This is a genomic window from Aeromonas sp. R4-3 (genome assembly GCF_040908275.1).
GTDB lineage: Bacteria > Pseudomonadota > Gammaproteobacteria > Enterobacterales > Aeromonadaceae > Aeromonas > Aeromonas rivipollensis.
Window position 1 is genome coordinate 12,642 of record NZ_JBFODK010000031.1, and the last position, 20,755, is coordinate 33,396.

Consider the following 20,755-nt stretch of genomic DNA (forward strand, 5'->3'; position numbering starts at 1 on the left):
TGCATGAACATATTGATGGCACTCTCCCAGCTCGAAGTCACGGGAGCTGAGGTCTATGCCACCACGGTCGGCAACGAGCTGACCCGGCGTGGTCACAACGTCTTTTACGTGTCAGATACCCTGACCAAGCCCACGCAGGGGCCCGTATTCAAGCTGAGGTTCAACAAGCGCAGCATACTGCGCCGCTTCTGGCATGTGTTTTACCTCATCTATCTCATCAGGAAGCACCACATCCAGCTGGTTCATGCCCACTCCCGCGCCTCCGGCTGGAGCAGCTATGTGGCCTGCAAGCTGACCGGCACCCCCATGATCACCACAGTTCATGGCCGTCAGCCGGTGCATGCCTCCCGCAAGGCGTTTCATGCCCTCGGCTATCGGGCTGTGGCGGTGTGCGAAGATATAGCCCGCCAGATCATCAACAACCTGGGGGTGGATCCCGCCACAGTGCAGGTGCTGCGCAACGGCATAGAGACCGACAGATTCCAGCCTGTGCCGGCACCGGACAACGCCAGGCCGGTGATCGCCATCATAGGTCGACTGAGCGGCCCCAAGGGAGAGCTCTGCTATCGCTTGCTGGACGAGGTACTGGACCTGGACGCCTGCCAGGTCCGTGTCGTCAGCGGCACCAAGGTGCCGGAGCGCTTTGCCCGCTTCCAGGACAAGGTCGATTTCGTCGGCTACGTGGACGATGTGCCCGCTCTGCTGGCGCAGTGCGATCTGGTGATCGGTGCCGGCCGGGTGGCGATGGAGGCCCTGCTGTGCGGTCGCCCCGCCTTCGCCATCGGCGAGGCCAAGGCCATAGGGCTGGTGACCGAACAGAATCTGGACGAGGCGCTGGCCAGCAACTTCGGCGACATAGGGCCCCAGGATCTGGCGATCGATTTTATCGCGCTGAAGGGACAGATAGCCCCGGCGCTGGCCACCAAGCAGGTGCCGGACAGCCTGCGTCAGCGGATCCTGCAGGAATATGATTTGCAGCAGGTGGTGAGCGGGCTCGAGTCCATCTATCAGGATGCCGTGGTCGAGACCCTGCGCCGGGAGATGCCGGTTATCATGTATCACCGCTTCATCGAGCATGAGAGCGAGAAGGGAGTGCACGGCACCTGGCTGCCCGTCGCCATGTTCGAGAAACACCTCAAGCTGATGAAGTGGCTCGGCTACGAGACGTTGACCTTCGCGGATCTGGCGGACAAGGGCTTCATCCATCGGCTGCAATATGGCAAGAAGTACCTGATGATCACCGTCGACGACGGTTATCGTGACAACCTCACCCGCATGCTGCCCCTGCTGGAAAAATATGGTTACAAGGCGGTGGTGTACATAGTGACAGGCGAGGATCACAATCGCTGGGACGTGGAGCACCCGACCCACCCCGATACGCCGGTGGCCCTGATGAATGGCGATGAGATAGGCGCCCTGGTGGCCTCCGGTCACGTGGAGATCGGTGGCCATACCCAGACGCACCCGCGCCTCAGCACGCTGGCACCCGAGCAGCAGGCGCGCGAGATCCGGGCCAACAAGGAGAGGCTGGAACGGCTGCTTGGCCATCCGCTACTGTCGTTTGCCTACCCTTACGGGGATCTTAACGAGAGCGCGAAAGCCGAGGCCTGCGCCGCCGGCTACCGCTATGCTGTGGCCACCAACAGCGGCCCCAGGGCCATGCATCGGGATCCGCTTCAGATCCGCCGGATCGCCATCTTCCCCCGCACCGACATGTTCGGGTTGTGGCGCAAGATCCGTGGCAACTATGTCTTCAGAAAATCTTGATGGGAAAATACACATTGCTCGGGATGAAAGATCAGACCCTGTCGACGAATCACGATTTTCTCGGCTTTTTTCATGGCAAGGCGTTCGGCAACTTTATCTTCCTGAATATTCTGGGTTACACCCTGTTCAAGGATTCGATACAGCTGATCGCCGATGTCTGCCAGACCATCATCGTCTTCGCGACTCTGCTGGCATTCTATGTGGACAGGGCTTTTTTCATAAAAAACAGAGTCTTTCAACTGCTCTGTTTGGCCGTGGTGGTGCAGTGCCTGAGCTGGGTGTCATCGCGATATTATGTCCATGACTATGCCCTCAAGTACCCTTCGGTGAAGTCGATGGCCTACCTCTTCTTCTTCATCGGCCTCGCCTACTGGCTGAAAGGGGAACCGCGTCGCATCGTCATCACCTTGCTGACCTTCTGCGTCGGGGTCGTCTTCACCTTTGCCTATCACTCGGCCTTTTTCTCCATCTTCGAGACGGGGCTCGACGGTGCCAGGGTGGATTTCAATTACCGCAATGCCCAGCACGGCTCCCTGATCGCGGGCGCCTGCTTTCTGTTTTTCGTCCTGTTGCTGCTCACCTCAAGATTCAGGAAACTGTCGCTGGCCACTGGGGGCATACTGCTCGGCATAGTGCTGTTCGGTGTTTTCTCCGTTATTCTGCAATCCCGCCAGTCCTGGCTGGCCATCTCGGTCTCCCTCGCTATCCTTCCCTTGCTCGGGGATGGTGAGCATTGGCCAACACGCAAGGTGGTCATGACCTACGCCATCTTGCTGGTGACCGTGCTGGCCCTCTATCAGGTCCCATTCATCAGGGAGAGGCTGCTGTCGGGCTTTGGGCATCAAGGGGATGTGCATGCCATCTTGACGGGCAACTGGACCGAGGTGCAGGATTTCAGCATAGGGGTGAGGCTGAGGACCTGGCTGGAGGCCATCCAGTGGTTCCTGGCACACCCGCTCTTCGGCACCGGCTATGGCAGTCAATCACTGGTCATTACCCTGTCCAAGACGCTGCCGGATTACATCACCCAGGAGTTCCGTCATCTGCACAACTCCAACATGGAGACCCTGGTGTGCTGGGGCCTTGCCGGATTCCTGGTGCTCTATGGCACGCTCTTCACCGTGGCTCGTCAGGTGTTGTCCTGTTCTCTCTCTTCACGTTTCATCAAGATGCTGACCATCTCTTTCATCATCTATTGGCTCATCATCAACAACTTTGAATCCTTTTTCTACATGCGCTCCGGGCAGTGGGTATTCAGCGTCTTCATGGGCGCCATCTACTCGGTTGCACTGCATGGAGAACTGAAGCAGTTTGCAAAGGAAGGTCATGAAAATTTACGTCATTAGTCTGGAGCGGGCCGTCGAGCGGCGCAGTCGCGTCGAGTCCGTCCTGGCGGCCAGAGGCATCGATTTCGAGTTTTTCAACGCGGTGAATGGTTTTGAAGGCCTCCCTGAGCGGTTGCAGGCCTTGCCGGATGACCAGCACAGGATCCGTTTCAGGAGCCGGCCGTTGACCCCGGGGGAGAAGGGCTGTTATGCCAGCCACTTCCTGTTGTGGGAAAAGTGCGTCGAACTCAATGAGCCCATCCTCATTCTGGAAGATGACTTCCTGCCTACCCAGTATTTTGAAGAGGTGCTGGGGACCCTGCCCAAGGTCCACGAGCAGTATGAGTATGTGAAGGTGGAACCCCAGGTCGGGTCGGCCAGCGCATTGACCACCATAGACAACATGCAACTGATGTTCTGGCACAACAACTCCTGCTGGACCACGGGTTACAGCATCTCGCCCCAGGGGGCCCGCCGCCTGCTGGCGCACAGCAAGCGATGGCTCTGCTCGGTCGACAACTTCATCGGCGAGTCCTATCGTACCGGGCTCATCTGTACCGGCCTTATCCCCTATGCCATCTACAGCCCGCGGGACATGGGCAGCGACATCCAGAATCAGGTCGAGCTGAAGAAGGTACCGCTGGGGTTCAAATTGACCCGTGAGCTGTACCGCTGCTACCGGTTCATCAGAATGACGCTGTGGAACATGAAGCACTGTGGGGGCAAGTCATGAGCGCGACGAATAAAACCATTCATGCCATCTGGCTGGGCAACCGGCTGCCTCCCCTGGCCCATGTGTGCATCGACGACTGGCGAAAGCAGGGTTACGACTACAAGCTGTGGCTGGATACGGACCCGCAGATAAAGCGCTGGATCCAGGAGTGCACCTTTGCCCGGGAGTGCTACCGACGGGGTTTGCTGGCCTTCGTGACCGATTACCTGCGCCTCAAGATCCTCACCCAGGAAGGGGGTCTCTATCTGGATACCGATGTCACCATCAACCAGGATCCCTTCCCGCTCTTCGAGTCAGTGGCGTTTGGCGCAGGCTACGAGTCCGATCGGCTGGTCGGCACCGCTGTCATCTACGCCCGGAAAGAGTCGGTGATGTTGTCCGAGCTGGTCCGCTTCTACGAAGAGGAGATCATGTCCTCTCCCATGTACATGGGGCCCGAGATCATGACCAGACTGGTGTCAGACAAGCTGGCTCAGTCCGGCGATGCTGCCCTGATCGCCCCCGTTCATTACTTCTACAACTATCAGGGGGAAGCCATTCATTTTGAGCCCGCCGCGGAGCGTTATATGACGCACTGGTTCCAGCACAGCTGGAAGCGCTCATCCGGCCTCGTATTCCTGCGGGCCAAGGCCAAGGGGTGGTCCGGGTATCTCTATGAGTGGCAGAAGGAGTTCTTCCGTCTGAGGAAGTGACGATCTGACGCTGTCGGTTACCTGACTGGTATTGGGTCGGGGGTAGGCTCTTCCGGTTTGCCATGGGGTCGCGTCACTTGGTCCCAGAGCATACTCAACTGGTGTTGAACGGCCAGGACTTCCCGCTCAGGATCCTGGTGGTCGGTGTTGATGAACTGATAGCGGGGATGAGATACGGGGTTGGCAATGGCGGAGTGACCCAGGGGAGAGACTATGGTCAGCAGCGGTATGTCCAGCGCCTGTGCCATATGCCGCGGGCCTGTGTCGTTGCCGACGAACAGCTGGCAATGGGCGAAGATGCCCGCGAGCTCCCGCACCGAGCGGGTCTGTATGTGGTCAAACACGCTGGCCTGCAGTGCGGTGGGCAGCAAGGGCTTCAGGCTGCGGTTGTACTCTTCCTCCCCTGGCCCGCAGTAGATCAGGATCTGGGCGTGGTGCTGCTCTATCAGCCAGCGTGCGACTTCGGCGAAACAGTCGATGGGCCAGCGCTTGTAGTGCCCAAGGGAATTGACCCCCATGGCGATCAGCGGCCTGCCCGGATCTATGCCGGCGGCCTGCAGTGTCTCCCGTCCCCGTTGCTTCTCCGCTTCACTCAGCCAGAGATAGTAGTTGCGATCCTCCCTGGCGAGCCCCAGAGGCTTTAGCAGCGAGAATCTGTCATCCACCAGAGTACTGTTGCCCTGATGCTCGGTGTCATGGCGAAAGCGCACTATGCGGTTGTGGCCGAGTCGCCAGGGGAAGGAGTCGAAGCCGATCCGCAGTCTTGCCCCCGAGATGAGACAGGTGAGCAGGCCTATCATCTGGCCCTGGCTGTTGATCACCACGTCGTAGCGCTCGCGGCGAATGCCCAGCAGCAACTCCTTCATGTAGCGCCACTCGTTGCGGCGCGCCTTCTCGATGACGATCAAGCGATCTATGTTGGGATTCCCCTCTGCCATCCCCGCGCAGTAATCCATGACCAGATAGTGAACCTCCCCGGCGGGGTCGTGCTGCTTGAGGTTGTTGCACAGTGCGGTGGAGATCAGCACATCTCCTATCTGTTTGGTTTGTACTACCAGGTATTTCATGGAAGAGGCCTCGGGTGAGGTCGGGGTGGAACGTCAGCGCACCAGCATATCGCACTCCCCCGTCAGATGCTGCCGCTGTGGGCTGAAAATCCGATCCAACGCACTGTGTTTGCAGATATTTTCGGCGTCGATGGGGTTGGGGCTGCCGCTAACAGCAGGCGCGGCCCATAGACCGCGCCTGCAGACTGGCCTGGACGCAGTGGCATCAGCGCACTGTCAGGCCCAGCAGTATGCCCACCACGCTGAAGTCGGCATCGCTGAAGGTGGTGTTGGCAAAGCCGAGATCCCCCAGCACCGGCAGCAGGAAGGTGATCAGCAGGCCATCGCCGGATTCGATGACTCGGATGTGGTACAGGCCTGTTATCCTGCCCTGACGTCGGTACAGATCCCCTATCGCAAGATAGGCGACATGGCCGCGGAGATGATCCTGCGTAAACTGGCTGGCGAGGTACTGCAAGACGGTACCCAGACCATCGAATTTGAATTGCACAAGCGCCAGAGCACCTGATGCCGGCGCCCCAACCCCGAGAGGAAAGCATGTTCAAGGCTCTGTTACTGGATAACCAAGATGGCAAGACCAAGGCGACCCTGACCCAACTGGCCGAGAGCCAGCTGCCGGCGGGCGAGGTGCGGGTGGCGGTGAGCTACAGCTCCCTCAACTACAAGGACGGGCTGGCCATCACCGGCAAGGGCAAGATAGCGCGCCAGTGGCCGTTGGTGCCGGGCATCGACTTCGTCGGCACAGTGCTGGAGTCGGCCGACAGCCGCTACCAGATCGGTGACAAGGTGGTGCTGACCGGTTGGGGCGTGGGGGAAGGACACTGGGGCGGCATGGCCGAGCAGGCGCGGGTCAAGGCCGACTGGCTGGTGCCGCTGCCGGCCGGGCTGGATGAGCGGCAGGCCATGTGCATCGGCACCGCCGGCCTCACCGCCATGCTCTGCGTGCTGGCGCTGGAAGAGGCGGGCGTCACTCCTGCGAGCGGCGAGATCCTGGTGACAGGGGCGGCGGGCGGGGTGGGTTCCACCGCCGTGGCCCTGCTGGCGGCGCTCGGATATAGCGTCGCGGCACTGACCGGCCGTCCCGAGGAGCAGGGCGCCATGCTGACTGCGTTGGGTGCCAGCCGCATAGTGCCACGCAGCGAACTGCTGGAACCGGCCAAGGCGCTGGAGAAACAGCTGTGGGCCGGTGCCGTCGACACAGTCGGCAGTCAGGTGTTGGCCAAGCTGCTGGCCCAGATGAATTACGGCGGCGCCGTGGCGGCCTGCGGGCTGGCGGGCGGCTTCGATCTGCCCACCAGCGTCATGCCCTTCATACTGCGCAACGTGCGCTTGCAGGGGGTCGACTCTGTGATGTGCCCGCTGGCGCGCCGTCAACTGGCGTGGCAGCGACTGGCGCGGGATCTGCCCGCCAGCTTCTTCGCCAAGGCGGTGACCGAGATCGGGCTGGAGCAGGTGGTGGAGACCGCCGAGGCCATCACCCAGGGTCGGGTTGCGGGTCGCACCCTGATCAAGCTCTGACCGGGTCCACTGGCGAGCCCCATTTTTCTGGATAGACTTTGAAGGCCGGTGCACTATCCAAGGAGAATGAGCATGGGTACGCAGACGCCGGATTTCGAGCTCGACGATGAGTGGGAGCCGGAATCCTGGGAAGACGAGCTGGAGGAGCTGGACGACGAGGGCTGGCAGGACTATGACCCCCTCGACGATCAGTGATTCCCTGTAACGCGTGAGGGCGGGCCTGGTGGCCCGCCCGATTTTTTGTGCGTTCGGCAGCATGCCCCTTGGTGGCCGGGCGAGGCTCTGGTTAGAATGAACTGCTCAAATGGCGCTGTGGGAAGAGGGATGCCCGTCAGGCCAGAGACGCCATAAACCACTCAAACAACGCCCAAGGATGATTATGCGCTCACTCGTCATCATGCTCTGTGCCACCCTGCTCGGGGGCTGCGTCTCCAACTCGGACGATCCCTGCGAAAAGGTGTGGAGCGATGTGGGGGAAGGAGACGGCAAGCTGGGTTTCGCCGCCGATCGGGTGGAATTCCATCAGACCCAGTGCGGGACCAAGGTGGATGTCGCCATGTGGGAGCAGGGTCGCCAGAAGGGATTGGCCTGGTATTGCCGCCCGGAGCACCTCTATCTGGCCGGGCGATCGGGGGAGGAGTACCGCGGCGTCTGCCCCAATGACGTCCAGGCCCGCAAACTGTTTGCGCAGGGGCGTCAGGGCTGGACCGATCAATAGGGCGCCCCCTTCTTCTTCAGACCCTTGAGCGACGAGCAGTGGGGGAACTCATTCCCCTTTCTCCTTCAGCCGCAGCGGCTGGCACAGGTACTCTTTGTCATTGGCGCTGCGGGCGCACTTGCCGCATACAAACTTGGGTTTGCGCAATATCTTGCGCAGTGTCTTGAGATCGGCGGGGATCTCGTGACGGCGCCATTCACACAGCGTCTTGTGGCCCATGACGATGACTTCCTCGACAGTGAATGGGAGCGGTAGGGAGAGCGGGCCGCCGGTCGGCACCCTGCTCGCCGTTCATTACTGATAAAGATACTTGGTGAAGATGAGCTCGCGTACCGCCTTCTTGCCGGTCTCTCTGACCAGCAGTTCGTTGACCTTGGCCTCGCACTCCTTGCGCAGCTCTTCCCGACTCACCAGCGACTTTATCTGGGCGCCTGTCTTGCTGCCAATCAGGCGGATGATGGCGTCGCGGATCAGGGGGTCGTGCTGTTCCAGCAACTTGAGATCGGCGGCGTTTTCGGCCATCAGCTCCACCGTCACCCGCACATAGCCCAGGGTTTTGCCATCGCCGAGGTAGTTGGTGATGATGTCCGGATCCAGCGCATGATAGGCGAATCCCGGCTGGACGGCGGCAGAGGCCGGATCGGCGGCCGCTTCCTCGTTGGCGAAGGCGTGGGTATTCAACAGGGTACAACCCAGGGATAACACCAGCAGAATTCTGAAGATCTTCATCTAGATGGCTCGGCAGCGACGGATGCCCCATTTTTGATGCTGCCATCGGGGCCGTCAAGCACGGATGTTCTTACAATTCGCCATTGATTTACGGATAATAAACGGGATTTTAACCTGACAACGGAAATCTCCGGATGGTGAAGCTGTGAAGTCCGAGTTGACTGTTCCCCTCATCCAGCTCGTCCCCTGGCGGGCACCCGCAGAGTGTGAGCCTCCCGAGGCACTGCGCCCCTGGTTGCTGGAGGCCGACTCCATGACCCGGCGCCTGCGGCGCCACAATAGTCACCTCTCGGTGCAACTGCTCGGCAATCGCAGCGTGTCGCTGGGGTCGGACGAGCAGGCGCTGGTGGCCGTTGCGGATCCCGTGGGGATCTGCCGCGAGGTCATACTGCACGGTGACGCCGGACCGGCCATTCTGGGCTGGACCCTGTTTGCCGAGGCGGCGCTGCAAGGGAGCGGTCTGCAGGATCTGGGGGAGCAACCACTGGGGGAGCGCATCTTCGGTGATGCACCGGCACGGCGCGATCACCTGCAACTGGCCTGCTTCGAGATCGCGAGCAATCCCTGGTGCCAGGCGGCCACCGTCTGGGGGCGCCGCTCCCGTCTCTATCTGGGGCAGTGGCCCTTGCTGGTCCACGAACTCTTCCTGCCCTCGCTATCGTCTCATTCGCTGCCATCGCATAAGGAGCTGGAGTGAAGCTGTTAACCAAGGAGCGGGGACTGGCCTATGTGCAGTTGGCCCGCATCGACAAGCCCATCGGCACCCTCTTGCTGCTGTGGCCGACCCTGTGGGCGCTCTGTCTCGCGGCCGGCGGCCTGCCGGATCCCTGGATCCTGACCGTGTTCGTGGTGGGGGTCTTCCTGATGCGCTCGGCGGGCTGTGTCATCAATGACTATGCGGATCGCAACTTCGACGGCCACGTGAAACGCACCGCCGGGCGACCGCTGCCCATGGGCCGGGTCGATGCGCGGGAGGTGCTGATCCTGTTTGCCGTGCTGGCGCTCATCTCGTTCGCCCTGGTGCTGACCCTGAACCCGCTCACCATAGGCCTGTCGTTCGCCGGCCTGCTGCTGGCGGTCTGCTACCCCTTCATGAAGCGCTTCATTCCTATCCCGCAACTGGTGCTCGGGATGGCGTTCTCCTGGTCCATTCCCATGGCCTATGCGGCCCAGGCCAACGCCCTGCCGCCCGTCGCCTGGTTGCTGTTTCTCGCCAACCTGCTGTGGACCATAGCCTATGACACCCAGTACGCCATGGTGGACAGGGACGATGACCTCAAGCTCGGGCTCAAGTCGAGCGCCATCCTGTTTGGCCGTCACGACAAGCGGATCATCGGCGTGTTGCAACTGGCAACCCTGCTCATCCTGTTGCTGGTGGGTCAGCTGATGGCGCTGGGATCCGGCTATTACTGGGGTCTGCTGGGGGCGGCGGCCCTGTTCGTCTATCAGCAGCGGCTGATCCGGGAGCGCCAGCGGGAGGCCTGCTTCCAGGCCTTCCTCAACAACAACTATGTGGGGGCCCTGGTGCTGCTCGGGGTGATCGCTCACTACCTGTGAGAAACGTATATCTATGAAAAAGGCCGCATGATGCGGCCTTTTTGTTGGCTGTAAGACGAGGATCAGAGCCGGTTGCCCGCCTGTATGGTACGGCGGATCTTGTTGCTCAGCAGCGGCACTATGTTGTCGGCCAGGGCCTGGAAGCGGCCGAGATCCGGCTTGCAGCCCGGATCCAGATAGCCTTCGCTGCGCAGGGTGTGGATCAGAGTGCTGAACAGCTTGGGATCGAAGAACTCGGGGGCGTTGATGCCGTGCAGGGTGCCGAGGCGCTCCGCCATCATCAGGCCGTCCGCCTCCAGCTGCTCCGCCTCTATGTGGGGCTGGGCCAGCATGCGGGTCAGCACTATGGCGTAGCGTTGCAGTGTCTCCTGAATGCTCTCGGCCAGGAGCAGCAGGCGCATCTGGTTGCCCGGATTGACCCAGTAGCCGCCATCGCGCGCCTCTATCAGCTGCTGGCGTTGCAGCTCGGCCAGCAGGGCATCCACCAGCTCCGGCAGCTCCTCCTCTTCGTAGCGCAGGAACAGCTCTGTCTTGAGCAGCGGGTAGATGTCGACGCAGCGGGCGACTATCTCGCCGCGAGAGATCCCCTCGCAGCGTTCGATCAAGGCCGCCACCAGGGAGGGCAGGGCGAACAGGTGCAATATGTTGTTGCGGTAGTAGGTCAGCAGGATCGCCTGATAGCGGTCCAGGCTGACTATCTGACCGAGCTTGTCCTCGCTCACCTCGAACTTGTTGAGCTCCATGGCCTGATCCAGCAGTGTCTTGGCATCCTCGTCCGGCATGGTGCTCTGGGGGCTGTAGGGCACCTGCTTGAGCAGGTCCAGATAGGTGTTGATCTGGGCCTGCAGTTCGTCCCGGGTCAGGGCATGGCGCTCGGCGGCCAGCAGTGCCAGGGCACTCAGGGTCAGGCCGTTGACGGCGGCGGCATCGTTGATCCGGGTCATCAAGAGCTCGGCCAGCTGATTGACTGTGGAGGCCATCCACTCGGGGCGCTCCTCGCGGCCAATGCTCTCCTTCCAGTGCGGCACCTGCTCGCCGAGGTAGCTGTTGAGGGTCAGCGGCTCACCGAAGTTGACGAAGCCACGGCCATAGTTGCGCAGCTTGCGCAGTATGCCGAGCACCTGCAGGAAGCTCTCTTTCTCCTTGCGGCTGCCCTTGAGCTCGTTGTGGTAGGTGTTGACCTCCATCACGTGCTCGTAGCCCAGATAGACGGGCACCAGGGTCACCGGCCTGTCCAGCCCGCGCATCATGGCCTGCAGCGTCATGGCCAGCATCCCGGTCTTGGGCGGCAGCAGGCGACCGGTGCGCGAGCGGCCACCCTCGGTGAAGAACTCCACCGAGTAGCCCTTGGCAAACAGCAGGTTCAGATATTCACGGAACACAGTACTGTAGAGCGGGTTGCCCTTGAAGGTGCGGCGGATGAAGAAGGCGCCGCCGTGGCGGAAGATGGGGCCCGCCGGCCAGAAGTTGAGGTTGATGCCGGCCGCTATGTGGGGCGGCACCATGCCCTGGTGATAGATGACGTAGGAGAGCAGCAGGTAGTCCATGTGGCTGCGATGGCAGGGGACGTAGACAATTTCGTGCCCTTCCTGGGCGAGCTGGCGCACCTGCTCGGCACCATTGACCGAGAGGCCGCGGTAGAGCTTGTTCCAGAGCCAGCCGAGGAAAGTCTCACCGAGGCGGATCAGCCGGAAGGAGAAGTTGGAGGCGATCTCGTCCATGTAGCCATGGGCGCGCTTCTGCGCCTTCTCCAGGCTGATGCCCTCGCGTCTGGCCTCTTCTTCGATGGCCTGCTGGATCACGCTCGAATCCAGCAACTGCTTGAACAGCAGGTTGCGGTTGGGCAGCTTGGGACCGGTGGCCGCCAGCTGCTGGCGGCTGAAGTGGGTGCGGGCCACCCGTGCCAGCTTGTGGGCTATGGCCTCGTCGGTACCGTGCTTGTCCGCCATGTAGCGCAATGAGAGCGGCGGGGAGAAGCGCACCAGGTTTTCGCGCCCCTTGAGGATCACGATCAGCGCCTTTTTGAGCCGGTTCGGGGCCAGGCTGCTGATGATGTTCCAGCCGGAGGCTTCCTCACCTTCCCTACCGGGGGCACGGCCCCAGAACAGGGTGACGGGCACCACCTGAATATCCAGCTCGGGATCCTGCTTGTGCAAGTCCAGCAGCTGGTGGAACTCCTGCAGGAAGGGCAGCGGCTTGTTGCGCGTGCCAAACAGGGGAGGCGGACGATCCAGACAGACGTAGCGCGGCAGCAGCTGGCCACCCAGCTCCAGCGGCGTGAAGGGGCCGGGCAGGCCGAGATCCTCGCAGCACTGTTGCAGGGTCATCAGGTCGGTGATCGAACTGGTTTTCAGGGCATAGACTATGGGTCTTGCCGGATCCAGCTTGAGCTCCGTGATGGGATTTTCCGGCAGGCTCTTGTGATTGACCAAGCCACTGACCGGCCATTGCAGGATGGCTCTGGAAATGTTCTGTCCAAGGGACATGTGCGTCTGCTCTCCAAAAAAATGCGGCGTGAGCATAGCAAATCACCGACAGCTTGTCGCCGAGAGGTAGGATGAGTGCCTTTTCAGGATAGAAGGTGCGGGATTTTTGCGACAAGGCGGGGACAAATATCAGCAACGCCTTGCCTTGGCCACAGCACTGTATATACTGCCAGTGTGCTGTATAAAAAGACAGGTGCCAATGCTATGAAACCCCTTACCCCCCGCCAGGCTGAAGTGCTGGAGCTTATCAAGGCGAACATGAGCGAGACCGGCATGCCGCCGACTCGCGCCGAGATCGCCCAGAAGCTTGGCTTCAAGTCGGCCAATGCGGCCGAGGAACATCTGAAGGCCCTGGCCAAGAAAGGGGTCATCGAGATCATGCCCGGCACCTCCCGCGGCATCCGCCTGCTGCTCGAGGAGGAGGAGGCTGCGCCAGAAGAGAACGGCCTGCCGCTCATCGGCAAGGTCGCGGCCGGTGAGCCCATCCTGGCTCAGGAGCACATAGAGAGCCACTATCAGGTGGATCCCGCCCTGTTCCACCCGCGGGCCGACTTCCTGTTGCGGGTGCAGGGCATGAGCATGAAGAACATCGGCATCATGGATGGGGATCTGCTGGCGGTGCACAAGACCCAGGAGGTGCGCAACGGCCAGGTGGTGGTGGCGCGTCTCGATGAAGACGTCACCGTCAAGCGCTTCCAGCGCAAGGGCAGCCAGGTGTGGCTGCTGCCGGAGAACGAGGATCTCTCCCCCATAGAGGTGGATCTCTCCAGCCAGCACCTGACCATCGAAGGGCTGGCAGTCGGGGTTATTCGCAACGCCGACTGGATGTAAGCATCGGACATGCCGAGGGGCCTCCTGCGGGAGGCCCCTTCGTTTGTGCCGTTTTCCCCGCTCTTCTTTCCTCCCCGATCCCCGCCATTGCCGCCGCCCAGATCCACCGCAAACAGTACCGCCACGGATCATGCATTTCGGATATATCCTTTGAGAAGGCCCGCAGTGTCATGGCCGGATAACCGCCATGACCTTGAGTGTGCCGCCAGGTCAGCATGGATCGCAGGGATGCATCACAACTGAGGCGGTGCGGGACAGGGAGAGTCGTCAGGCAGCAGGACGACTCAATACAGTCAGTACGCGACGGTGCCTGGTCTGCCATCCCGATGGCAGTCACACTGGTCGGCGTGGCCTGTTGAGCAAGGAGGACAGGTATGGCTTCAAGCTCGCCGTGGGATCCGGGTCCGGCCGCAACCGCAACCCCCGCATCCTCCATCACCCGATTCATCAAGGGCAGTCGGATGACCTGGTTTTATGCGCTCTGGGTGTATCACAAGGGCGATGGCTGGACCATCTGGCTGGGGTGCCCCAAGGACAAGATTGTCCGCCTGGTTCGTCTGTTCCGCCGCCACCATGACATAGGTTTGCCAGATGCTCCCTGGACGGCCCCGGTCATTCCGCTGCGCGCCACTATACGGCGCCCCCAGGGGCAGCGCAGACTGCGACCCTGAGCCAGTCCCCCGAACAGTGTGTGAGCCCCACCCGGTGTGGGGCTTTTCTTTTCCCCGCCATTGCCCGGAGATAGGGGCCGTTTCCTCCGTACGGGGCCCATTCCTGCCCAGGATCCGGACTCAGGACTAGGCAGAAACGGGGCCGGGCGGGTTACAATAGCCCTTCATTGGCCTCGCCATCTGGCTGGTTGAACTAGCAAGGTTCTGTTTTATATGGTTAAACCACGTTTTTCCCTGCTGTTGTTGCTCTTCGTCGGCAGCATAATGGCGGCTTATTACTGGAGCCAACCCTCCCTGCCTGCGCAGGCGGATTATTATCCGGTAGGGCGTGACATCAACCCCTTCACCCTCACGGATGGGGATGGGAAGCCCTTCACCGCGGCCAATCTGGCGGGGCACTGGACCTTCCTGTTCATCGGCTACACCTATTGTCCCGACGTCTGCCCGACCGCCCTGGCGGATCTGCGCTCCATCTACCCGGATCTGAAGAAGGTCTCGCCCAGCAGCCAGGTGGTCTTCGTCTCGGCGGATCCCCAGCGGGATGACAGCGCCCGTCTCAAGAGCTATACCGCCTTCTTCCATCCGGAATTCAAGGCGGCGACCGGCCCCCACCGCGCCCTCTTCCCCCTGGTGCGCAATCTTGGCCTCGTCTATTCCATCGTGGAGAGCGAGCGCAAGGATTACCTCATAGACCACTCGGCCTCGATCGTGCTGATCAATCCCGAGGGGAAGCTGGTGGCCATGTTCCGCCCCAAGGTGGCCCCGGGTGAAGTGGCTCATGTGGATATGCAGACAATGGTCTCCGATTTCGCACGCATAGTGCGGCTGGCCGACGAGTGAGCCGCCGGCGTCTTTCGTGCTGAGCTTGATGCCGTCCTGGCTGAGGGATCCTCGCCGCCACAGGGCCGTGTTTGCCCTGGCCCTGCCCATGGTGTTCTCCAACGTCACCACCCCCTTGCTCGGCCTGGTGGATACCTGGGTGATCGGTCATCTCGGTCAGGCCTGGTTCCTAGGGGGGGTCTCGGTCGGGGCGACCCTCATCAATCTCCTGTTCTGGCTGCTCGGCTTCCTGCGCATGTCCACCACTGGCCTGACCGCCCAGGCTCAGGGCGCCGCCAGCGTCGAGGGGCAGCTTGACACCCTGGCGCGGGCGCTCGGCCTCGCCGTCGGGCTGGGGCTGGCCCTGCTGTTGCTGGTGCTGCCTTTCTTGCCAGCCATCATAGGGCTCAGCGGGGGATCCCCCGAGGTGCAGGTCTATGCCGGAGACTATGTCTCGGTGCGGATCTGGAGCGCCCCGGCGGCCCTGTGCAACCTGGTCATCATGGGTTGGCTGCTGGGCATGCAGGATGCGCGCAGCCCCATGCTGCTGCTGATCCTGAGCAACCTGGTCAACATGGTGCTGGATGCCTGGTTCGTGCTGGGGCTGGGCTGGCAGGTCAGGGGGGTGGCTGCCGCCTCCCTGCTGGCGGACTACAGCGCGCTCGGGGTGGGGCTCTGGTTGGTGAGCCGCCGCCTGCGCCATCTCTCGGCCGAGGTGTGGCAGGGTGCCTGGTCGCGCTGGTGGCAATGGCCCGCGGTGCGGCGGCTGCTCGGCCTGAATCGGGACATCTTCATCCGCTCCCTCTGCCTGCAGCTCTGTTTCGCCTTCATGACCCTGCAGGGTGCCAGGCTGGGGGACGTGGCGGTGGCCGCCAATGCGGTGCTGCTCAACTTCCTGATGCTGATCTCCTACGGGCTGGATGGCTTCGCCTATGCGGTGGAAGCCATGGTGGGGCGCGCCATAGGACGGCGGGACAGGCAGGGGCTGCGGGAGGCCATAGTCCTCAACCTGGGCTGGGCCTTGCTGATCGCGCTCGCCTTCGCCCTGGGGTTTGCCCTGGGGGGGCGGCAGCTCATCGCCCATATCACCGACCTTCCTGCGGTGATCGCCGAGGCAAACCGCCAACTGCCCTGGCTCATCGTCATGCCCTTGCTGGCGGTCTGGTGCTTCCTGCTGGATGGGGTCTTCATCGGGGCCACCCGGGCCCGGGAGATGCGCAACAGCATGCTGGTGGCGGTGTTTGCCGGCTTCTTCCCCGTCTGGTGGCTGTGCCAGGGGTGGGACGTGGCGGCCTTGTGGGCCGCCATGGCGGCGCTGATGACGGGGCGGGGACTGACCCTGGGCTGGCTATGCTGGCAACTGGAGCGCGATGGCCGCTTGCTGTATCAAGGCCGGGAACCCGCCTGACGGGTTTCACGGTCGGCGCTGCCTCTGAGGGGCGTCGCGCCGACCTAGGCTAGAGGGATCCCTCATAGCCGAACTGGCGCCAGCTCTCGTAGACGAAGACCGCGACCGCATTGGCCAGATTCATGCTGCGACTCTGGGGCAGCATGGGAATGCGCAGCCGCTGCTCGAACGGCAGGCTCTCGATGATCTCCGCCGGCAATCCACGGCTCTCAGGCCCGAACAGCAGGGCATCCCCGGGGGCAAACTGCGCCGCCGAATGAGCGGTGCGCCCCTTGGTGGTGCAGGCGAACACCCGCTTGGGGGCCACGGCCGCGAGGAAGGCCTCATAGCTCGGCCAGCGCTTCACCTCGGCAAACTCGTGATAGTCGAGCCCGGCCCGCTTCACCCGCTTGTCATCCCAGGCGAAACCCAGGGGCTCTATCAGGTGCAGCCGGTAGCCGGTGTTGGCGCAGAGGCGGATGATGTTGCCGGTGTTGGGCGGGATTTCCGGTTGATAGAGCACTATGTCGAGCATGGGGGGATCCTGATGCGGGGCTGGGGTGGTGCGAAACGGGCGCCAGCATACCCAGCGCCCGTGCCGATGAAAAGGGGTGGCTCACACCATGGGCAGGCGTATGGTGATGACGAGCCCGGTCGGGTGATTGCTGCTGGCCTTGATGGTGCCGCCATGGCGCTGGATCGCCTCGGCGGCGATGGCGAGACCGAGGCCGGTGCCGCCTGTCTTGGCGTTGCGGGCATCATCGACCCGGAAGAAGGGCAGGAACAGCATGGGCTGCTGCTCCACCGGCACGCCTGGGCCGTCATCCCTTATGGTCATCACCCACTCCCGTCCCTCCTGATACCAATCCACCTTGATGAATTCGCGGGCGTACTTGAGCGCATTGCGCAGCGGGTTCTCCAGGGCCCTCGCCAGCAGCTCGGGCCACATCCGCAGCGACTCGGTCGGCAGCGGCGGCAGCCTGAGCTGCTTGCCATTCTGATTGGCCTCGAACATGGCGTCGTCCAGTATGGGCTCCAGCAGATCCGCCAGCGGCAGCTCCACCGGGGCTTCCACGTGCTGCTGGACCCGGGACAGATCCAGCAGATCCCCGATCAGCTTGTCGAGCCGGGCGATTTCGCTCTCGATCCGCGCCAGCTCCGAGCTGTCCCCTTGTTTGCGGCGGATCAAGGCCTGCGCCAGCTGAATGCGGGTGAGGGGGCTGCGCAGTTCGTGGGAGATGTCGGACAGCAACTGTTTCTGCTTCTGGATCATGCGCTTGAGGGTGTCCACCATGTGGCTGACATGATCCGCCAGCTGACCTATCTCGTCCTGCCGCCCCAGGTTGGGGATCCGCGTCTCCAGCTTGCCCTGCGCCAGCTGGGAGACCGACTGCTGCAACTGCAGTATGGGGCGGGTCAGCCGCCAGGCCAGCAACAGACAGAGGGGGGTGCTGACCAGCATGGCGATGCCCAGGATCTGGATGGGGTGATCCAGGATCTGGATAAACAGGAACAGATAGGAGTTTTCGACGTTGAGCCCGAAGTAGACGTGATAGCTCTGGCCGTGGTGCTGCATCTGGAAGGGGCCGGCGATGGCCCGCTGGTGTTCGCTGCCCAGCATGGGCTTGGCCGGGTTGTCGGCATCCAGCATGAAGCGGATGACGAACTTGCTCAGTCGGGTGGTGGATTGCATCTGGCCCTTGGCGTCGCGCAGGTAGACGTTGTCCACTGGCAACAGCCCGGCCGCCGTGATGGCCTGCTGCAGATCGAAATCCTGGTTCGGGTCGGCACCGGCCTGCAGCGCCCGCAGGTTGTTGTTCATCCTGGCCATCTCGTGCTCGGGCAGGGGTATGGTGTTGCGGGGATCCAGGGTGGGCAGTATCACCACGGCGGCCAGCACGAGCAGCAGCATGAACCAGAACCAGAGGAAGATCTGGGTGGAGAGGCCATTGAAGGTGCGGGCCGTTTTCATGCCTGCTCCAGCCAGAGGTAGCCCCGGCCACGCACCGTCTTGAAGCGGGGCTGGCCATCGCTGCGCTCAGGCAGCTTCTTGCGCAGGTTGCTCAGGTGCATGTCGATGGCCCGATCGAAGGGCTCGAGCTTCTTGCCAAGCACCTGTTCGGACAACAGATTCTTGCTGACGATTTGGCCCGGGCTGCGCAGCAGGCACTCCAGCAGGCCGAACTCGGTGGCGGTGAGCTCCAGCAGCTGATCGTCGCAGCGGGCCTGTTGCAGGCCGGGTTGCAGCACCAGGTCCATGAAGCGCAGCTCGTCGGATGCGCCGCGCTGGGGGGAGGGATTCTGGGTGCGGCGCAAGATGGCGCGCACCCGCGCCAGCAGCTCTCTGTCGTCGAAGGGCTTGGCCAGATAGTCATCGGCCCCCGCTTCGAGCCCGTTGACCCTGTCCTGGCTGTTGCCCCGGGCGGTCAGCATCAGCACAGGGGTGTCGTGGGTCTTGCGCAGCCTGGTCAGCATGGCGAACCCGTTGAGTCTGGGCATCATGACGTCCAGCAACACCAGATCGAATGCCTGCTCTGCCAGCCGCAGCAGCCCCTCCTCCCCATCCTCGGCGACGGTGACGTCAAACCCTTCCAGGGTCAGGATTTCGGTGAGCAGCTGGGTCAGTTCGAGATCGTCGTCGACCAGGAGTATTTTGTTCATTCGGGTCACTCCGTTGATTTTGCACGCCAAACTGACGTTCGGGTCAGGGTATAATAAGTTTTTACGCGTCAGAGGAAAGCCGGTTTTGAGCCACCAACACTATTCCCGCTGGGTCACCCTCGCCAGCACGGCGGCGGTCGTCACCGCCACCCTGCTGATCCTGGGCAAGCTGATCGCCTGGTTGATGACGGACTCTTCCAGCCTGCTGGCGTCCCTCACAGACTCCTTCATGGATGTGAGCGCCTCCATCATCAACCTGCTGGCCATCCGCTACGCGCTGGCGCCGGCCGATGAGGAGCACCGCTTCGGCCACGGCAAGGCGGAGTCCCTGGCGGGTCTGATCCAGTCGGCCTTCATCTCTGGCTCTGCCCTGCTGCTGATGATGCACGGTATCTCGTCGATGCTGAACCAGGTTCCCGTGGTGCGGCTCGAGGCCGGGATCTGGGTCAGTGCCGGCTCCATCCTGCTGACCCTGCTGCTGGTGAGCTTCCAGAGCCTCGTCATTCGCAAGACCAACAGCGTGGCCATCAAGGCCGACATGTTGCACTACCGCTCGGACTTGCTGCTCAATGCCGGTGTCCTGGTGGCACTGGTGCTGGCGGGTCAGGGGTGGTACTGGGCCGATGGCCTGTTCGCCATCCTGATCGGTCTGTTCCTGGTGTGGGGAGCCGTCCAGATCGGCTACGAATCGGTACAGGCCCTGCTCGATCGTCAGTTGCCAGAGGAAGAACAAGCGAGAATAATGGCGCTCTGCTGTGCCGTAGAGGGGGTGCATGGCGTACATGATCTGCGTACCCGTCAATCCGGACCGACCCGCTTCGTGCAGTTGCATCTGGAGCTTGATGATCAACTGCCCCTGGTCAAGGCCCATCAGATAGCCGACGAGGCTGAACTGGCGGTCCGCCAGTCCTTTGAGCGGATGGAGGTGATCATTCACATGGACCCCATCTCGGTGCTGACAAAAGAACAACAAGGCACTCACCCTGAACAACAGTAGGCTGCAACATGGATGATCTGGTTGCCCAGACGTGGCAAAAAATTCAGCAGGAAGCGCAGAGCATGGCGGCCCAGGAGCCCATGCTGGCCAGCTTCTTTCACTCCACCATTCTCAATCACAGTGATCTGCGCTCGGCGCTGAGCTTCCAGCTCGCCAACAAGCTCGACAGCACCACAATGCCGGCCATCGCCCTGCGCGAGGTGATCGAGCTGGCCCTGCGCAGCGAACCCGAGTTGCTGGCCGCTGTGGCCGCCGACATCTGCGCGGTACAGGATCGTGACCCCGCCGTCGACCTCTTCTCGACGCCGCTGCTCTACCTCAAGGGATTCCATGCCCTCCAGGGCTACCGGGTTGCCAACTGGCTGTGGCGCCAGGGGCGTCGCTCGCTGGCGCTCTACCTGCAAAACCAGATCTCAGTAGTGTTCGGGGTCGACGTGCACCCGGCCGCGCGGATCGGCAAGGGCATCATGTTTGACCACGCCACCGGCATAGTGGTCGGTGAAACCGCGGTGATCGAGAACGATGTCTCCATCCTGCAGAGCGTGACTCTGGGGGGCACCGGCAAGGAGAGTGGCGACCGTCATCCCAAGATCCGCGAAGGGGTCATGATAGGGGCGGGCGCCAAGGTGCTCGGCAACATAGAGGTGGGGGTCGGCGCCAAGATAGGGGCCGGCAGCGTGGTGATCAACCCGGTGCCGCCCCACACCACGGTCGCCGGCGTGCCCGCCAAGATAGTGGGCCGACCCGAGTGCGACAAGCCCTCCCTGGACATGGATCAGTGTCTCTGATCCCCTGAC

Annotated in this window: 23 protein-coding genes; 16 read left to right on the forward strand and 7 right to left on the reverse strand. The window is 62.2% G+C overall.

The annotated features are described in order from the left end of the window. Nucleotides 1-3: 3 nt before the first annotated feature. Genes AB5Y91_RS10625 through AB5Y91_RS10640 form a run of 4 tightly spaced genes read left to right on the forward strand, consistent with a single transcriptional unit; the run spans nt 4 to nt 4,517 of the window. A complete protein-coding gene (locus AB5Y91_RS10625; RefSeq protein WP_368169767.1) occupies nt 4-1,767 on the forward strand; it encodes a polysaccharide deacetylase family protein in 1,764 nt (587 codons plus the stop codon). Next, entirely contained in the window at nt 1,767-3,113 is a 1,347-nt protein-coding gene (locus tag AB5Y91_RS10630) for an O-antigen ligase family protein (protein ID WP_368169768.1), read from the forward strand. The genes AB5Y91_RS10625 and AB5Y91_RS10630 overlap by 1 nt, the downstream gene beginning before the upstream one ends. Further along, entirely contained in the window at nt 3,094-3,825 is a 732-nt protein-coding gene (locus tag AB5Y91_RS10635; protein WP_111913527.1) for a glycosyltransferase family 25 protein, read from the forward strand. The genes AB5Y91_RS10630 and AB5Y91_RS10635 overlap by 20 nt, the downstream gene beginning before the upstream one ends. Next, complete coding sequence (locus AB5Y91_RS10640; RefSeq protein WP_163138122.1) at nt 3,822-4,517, forward strand: glycosyltransferase family 32 protein; 696 nt, start codon at nt 3,822-3,824, stop codon at nt 4,515-4,517. The genes AB5Y91_RS10635 and AB5Y91_RS10640 overlap by 4 nt, the downstream gene beginning before the upstream one ends. A 17-nt stretch (nt 4,518-4,534) precedes the next feature. On the opposite strand, the gene AB5Y91_RS10645 is transcribed toward AB5Y91_RS10640, so the two are convergent. Next, entirely contained in the window at nt 4,535-5,584 is a 1,050-nt protein-coding gene (locus AB5Y91_RS10645; RefSeq protein WP_368169769.1) for a glycosyltransferase family 9 protein, read from the reverse strand. Nucleotides 5,585-5,930: 346 nt separating this feature from the next. On the opposite strand from AB5Y91_RS10645, the gene AB5Y91_RS10650 reads away from it, so the two are divergent. The 4 genes from AB5Y91_RS10650 (at nt 5,931) to AB5Y91_RS10665 (ending at nt 7,820) form a co-directional block, all read left to right on the forward strand. Then, on the forward strand, nt 5,931-6,092 hold the full coding sequence (locus AB5Y91_RS10650; RefSeq protein ID WP_368169770.1) for a substrate-binding domain-containing protein: 162 nt from the start codon (nt 5,931-5,933) through the stop codon (nt 6,090-6,092). 29 nt (nt 6,093-6,121) lie between these two features. Further along, nucleotides 6,122-7,102: an MDR family oxidoreductase gene (locus AB5Y91_RS10655; protein ID WP_368169771.1), complete on the forward strand. Its 981-nt coding sequence runs from the start codon at nt 6,122-6,124 to the stop codon at nt 7,100-7,102. A 72-nt stretch (nt 7,103-7,174) separates the two neighbouring features. Next, nucleotides 7,175-7,297 carry a hypothetical protein gene (locus tag AB5Y91_RS10660; RefSeq protein WP_080675028.1) on the forward strand — a complete coding sequence of 41 codons (123 nt, stop codon included), beginning with the start codon at nt 7,175-7,177 and terminating at the stop codon, nt 7,295-7,297. Nucleotides 7,298-7,481: 184 nt separating this feature from the next. Further along, entirely contained in the window at nt 7,482-7,820 is a 339-nt protein-coding gene (locus tag AB5Y91_RS10665) for a DUF2799 domain-containing protein (protein WP_162520189.1), read from the forward strand. A 48-nt stretch (nt 7,821-7,868) separates the two neighbouring features. Here AB5Y91_RS10665 and AB5Y91_RS10670 read toward each other — a convergent pair whose 3' ends face one another. After that, on the reverse strand, nt 7,869-8,039 hold the full coding sequence (locus AB5Y91_RS10670; protein WP_005331100.1) for a hypothetical protein: 171 nt from the start codon (nt 8,037-8,039) through the stop codon (nt 7,869-7,871). Nucleotides 8,040-8,114: 75 nt separating this feature from the next. Next, nucleotides 8,115-8,549 carry a flagellar basal body-associated protein FliL gene (locus AB5Y91_RS10675; RefSeq protein WP_139437790.1) on the reverse strand — a complete coding sequence of 145 codons (435 nt, stop codon included), beginning with the start codon at nt 8,547-8,549 and terminating at the stop codon, nt 8,115-8,117. Between the two features lie 145 nt (nt 8,550-8,694). Between AB5Y91_RS10675 and AB5Y91_RS10680 the strand changes: the two genes are divergently transcribed. Beyond that, nucleotides 8,695-9,246 (forward strand): chorismate lyase, encoded by a 552-nt coding sequence (locus AB5Y91_RS10680; RefSeq protein WP_163150196.1) that lies wholly within the window; start codon nt 8,695-8,697, stop codon nt 9,244-9,246. After that, a complete protein-coding gene (ubiA, locus tag AB5Y91_RS10685; RefSeq protein ID WP_111913513.1) occupies nt 9,243-10,106 on the forward strand; it encodes a 4-hydroxybenzoate octaprenyltransferase in 864 nt (287 codons plus the stop codon). Before AB5Y91_RS10680 ends, ubiA begins: the two co-directional genes overlap by 4 nt. Before the next feature lie 62 nt (nt 10,107-10,168). Here ubiA and plsB read toward each other — a convergent pair whose 3' ends face one another. Beyond that, entirely contained in the window at nt 10,169-12,592 is a 2,424-nt protein-coding gene (plsB, locus tag AB5Y91_RS10690; protein WP_163138065.1) for a glycerol-3-phosphate 1-O-acyltransferase PlsB, read from the reverse strand. 204 nt (nt 12,593-12,796) lie between these two features. Here plsB and lexA point away from each other — a divergent pair, with 204 nt between their 5' ends. From lexA to dinF, 4 genes are all read left to right on the forward strand, one after another. After that, the gene (gene lexA, locus AB5Y91_RS10695; RefSeq protein ID WP_025325267.1) at nt 12,797-13,423 is read left to right on the forward strand and encodes a transcriptional repressor LexA; all 627 of its coding nucleotides are present in this window, start codon (nt 12,797-12,799) and stop codon (nt 13,421-13,423) included. Nucleotides 13,424-13,884: 461 nt separating this feature from the next. Further along, nucleotides 13,885-14,094 (forward strand): hypothetical protein, encoded by a 210-nt coding sequence (locus AB5Y91_RS10700; protein ID WP_234567867.1) that lies wholly within the window; start codon nt 13,885-13,887, stop codon nt 14,092-14,094. Nucleotides 14,095-14,307: 213 nt separating this feature from the next. Then, nucleotides 14,308-14,934 (forward strand): SCO family protein, encoded by a 627-nt coding sequence (locus tag AB5Y91_RS10705; RefSeq protein ID WP_368169772.1) that lies wholly within the window; start codon nt 14,308-14,310, stop codon nt 14,932-14,934. Between the two features lie 28 nt (nt 14,935-14,962). Beyond that, nucleotides 14,963-16,321, forward strand: a complete 1,359-nt coding sequence (gene dinF, locus AB5Y91_RS10710) for an MATE family efflux transporter DinF (protein ID WP_368169776.1) — start codon at nt 14,963-14,965, stop codon at nt 16,319-16,321. A 49-nt stretch (nt 16,322-16,370) separates the two neighbouring features. Here dinF and trmL read toward each other — a convergent pair whose 3' ends face one another. The 3 genes from trmL to AB5Y91_RS10725 all read right to left on the reverse strand — a co-directional run bounded on the left by trmL (nt 16,371) and on the right by AB5Y91_RS10725 (nt 18,961). Then, the gene (gene trmL, locus AB5Y91_RS10715; protein ID WP_139437779.1) at nt 16,371-16,835 is read right to left on the reverse strand and encodes a tRNA (uridine(34)/cytosine(34)/5-carboxymethylaminomethyluridine(34)-2'-O)-methyltransferase TrmL; all 465 of its coding nucleotides are present in this window, start codon (nt 16,833-16,835) and stop codon (nt 16,371-16,373) included. An 81-nt stretch (nt 16,836-16,916) separates the two neighbouring features. Next, complete coding sequence (locus tag AB5Y91_RS10720) at nt 16,917-18,272, reverse strand: ATP-binding protein (RefSeq protein ID WP_289981953.1); 1,356 nt, start codon at nt 18,270-18,272, stop codon at nt 16,917-16,919. Further along, nucleotides 18,269-18,961, reverse strand: coding sequence for a response regulator (locus AB5Y91_RS10725; RefSeq protein WP_368169773.1), 693 nt, complete (start codon nt 18,959-18,961; stop codon nt 18,269-18,271). The genes AB5Y91_RS10720 and AB5Y91_RS10725 overlap by 4 nt, the downstream gene beginning before the upstream one ends. A gap of 85 nt (nt 18,962-19,046) precedes the next feature. Between AB5Y91_RS10725 and AB5Y91_RS10730 the strand changes: the two genes are divergently transcribed. Together AB5Y91_RS10730 and cysE are read left to right on the forward strand one after the other, a co-directional pair. Further along, the gene (locus AB5Y91_RS10730; RefSeq protein ID WP_111913694.1) at nt 19,047-19,958 is read left to right on the forward strand and encodes a cation diffusion facilitator family transporter; all 912 of its coding nucleotides are present in this window, start codon (nt 19,047-19,049) and stop codon (nt 19,956-19,958) included. Nucleotides 19,959-19,966: 8 nt separating this feature from the next. Next, on the forward strand, nt 19,967-20,746 hold the full coding sequence (cysE, locus tag AB5Y91_RS10735) for a serine O-acetyltransferase (RefSeq protein ID WP_025325275.1): 780 nt from the start codon (nt 19,967-19,969) through the stop codon (nt 20,744-20,746). Nucleotides 20,747-20,755: the final 9 nt, after the last annotated feature.

What these genes read in the sequence shown, in the direction of transcription:
- AB5Y91_RS10625 (WP_368169767.1), top strand. Translation starts at nt 4, where the DNA reads ATGAACATATTGATGGCACTCTCCCAGCTCGAAGTCACGGGAGCTGAG.
- AB5Y91_RS10630 (WP_368169768.1), top strand. Translation starts at nt 1,767, where the DNA reads ATGGGAAAATACACATTGCTCGGGATGAAAGATCAGACCCTGTCGACG.
- AB5Y91_RS10635 (WP_111913527.1), top strand. Translation starts at nt 3,094, where the DNA reads ATGAAAATTTACGTCATTAGTCTGGAGCGGGCCGTCGAGCGGCGCAGT.
- AB5Y91_RS10640 (WP_163138122.1), top strand. Translation starts at nt 3,822, where the DNA reads ATGAGCGCGACGAATAAAACCATTCATGCCATCTGGCTGGGCAACCGG.
- AB5Y91_RS10645 (WP_368169769.1), bottom strand. Translation starts at nt 5,584, where the DNA reads ATGAAATACCTGGTAGTACAAACCAAACAGATAGGAGATGTGCTGATC.
- AB5Y91_RS10655 (WP_368169771.1), top strand. Translation starts at nt 6,122, where the DNA reads ATGTTCAAGGCTCTGTTACTGGATAACCAAGATGGCAAGACCAAGGCG.
- AB5Y91_RS10660 (WP_080675028.1), top strand. Translation starts at nt 7,175, where the DNA reads ATGGGTACGCAGACGCCGGATTTCGAGCTCGACGATGAGTGGGAGCCG.
- AB5Y91_RS10665 (WP_162520189.1), top strand. Translation starts at nt 7,482, where the DNA reads ATGCGCTCACTCGTCATCATGCTCTGTGCCACCCTGCTCGGGGGCTGC.
- AB5Y91_RS10670 (WP_005331100.1), bottom strand. Translation starts at nt 8,039, where the DNA reads ATGGGCCACAAGACGCTGTGTGAATGGCGCCGTCACGAGATCCCCGCC.
- AB5Y91_RS10675 (WP_139437790.1), bottom strand. Translation starts at nt 8,549, where the DNA reads ATGAAGATCTTCAGAATTCTGCTGGTGTTATCCCTGGGTTGTACCCTG.
- plsB (WP_163138065.1), bottom strand. Translation starts at nt 12,592, where the DNA reads ATGTCCCTTGGACAGAACATTTCCAGAGCCATCCTGCAATGGCCGGTC.
- lexA (WP_025325267.1), top strand. Translation starts at nt 12,797, where the DNA reads ATGAAACCCCTTACCCCCCGCCAGGCTGAAGTGCTGGAGCTTATCAAG.
- AB5Y91_RS10700 (WP_234567867.1), top strand. Translation starts at nt 13,885, where the DNA reads ATGACCTGGTTTTATGCGCTCTGGGTGTATCACAAGGGCGATGGCTGG.
- AB5Y91_RS10705 (WP_368169772.1), top strand. Translation starts at nt 14,308, where the DNA reads ATGGTTAAACCACGTTTTTCCCTGCTGTTGTTGCTCTTCGTCGGCAGC.
- dinF (WP_368169776.1), top strand. Translation starts at nt 14,963, where the DNA reads ATGCCGTCCTGGCTGAGGGATCCTCGCCGCCACAGGGCCGTGTTTGCC.
- trmL (WP_139437779.1), bottom strand. Translation starts at nt 16,835, where the DNA reads ATGCTCGACATAGTGCTCTATCAACCGGAAATCCCGCCCAACACCGGC.
- AB5Y91_RS10720 (WP_289981953.1), bottom strand. Translation starts at nt 18,272, where the DNA reads ATGAAAACGGCCCGCACCTTCAATGGCCTCTCCACCCAGATCTTCCTC.
- AB5Y91_RS10725 (WP_368169773.1), bottom strand. Translation starts at nt 18,961, where the DNA reads ATGAACAAAATACTCCTGGTCGACGACGATCTCGAACTGACCCAGCTG.
- cysE (WP_025325275.1), top strand. Translation starts at nt 19,967, where the DNA reads ATGGATGATCTGGTTGCCCAGACGTGGCAAAAAATTCAGCAGGAAGCG.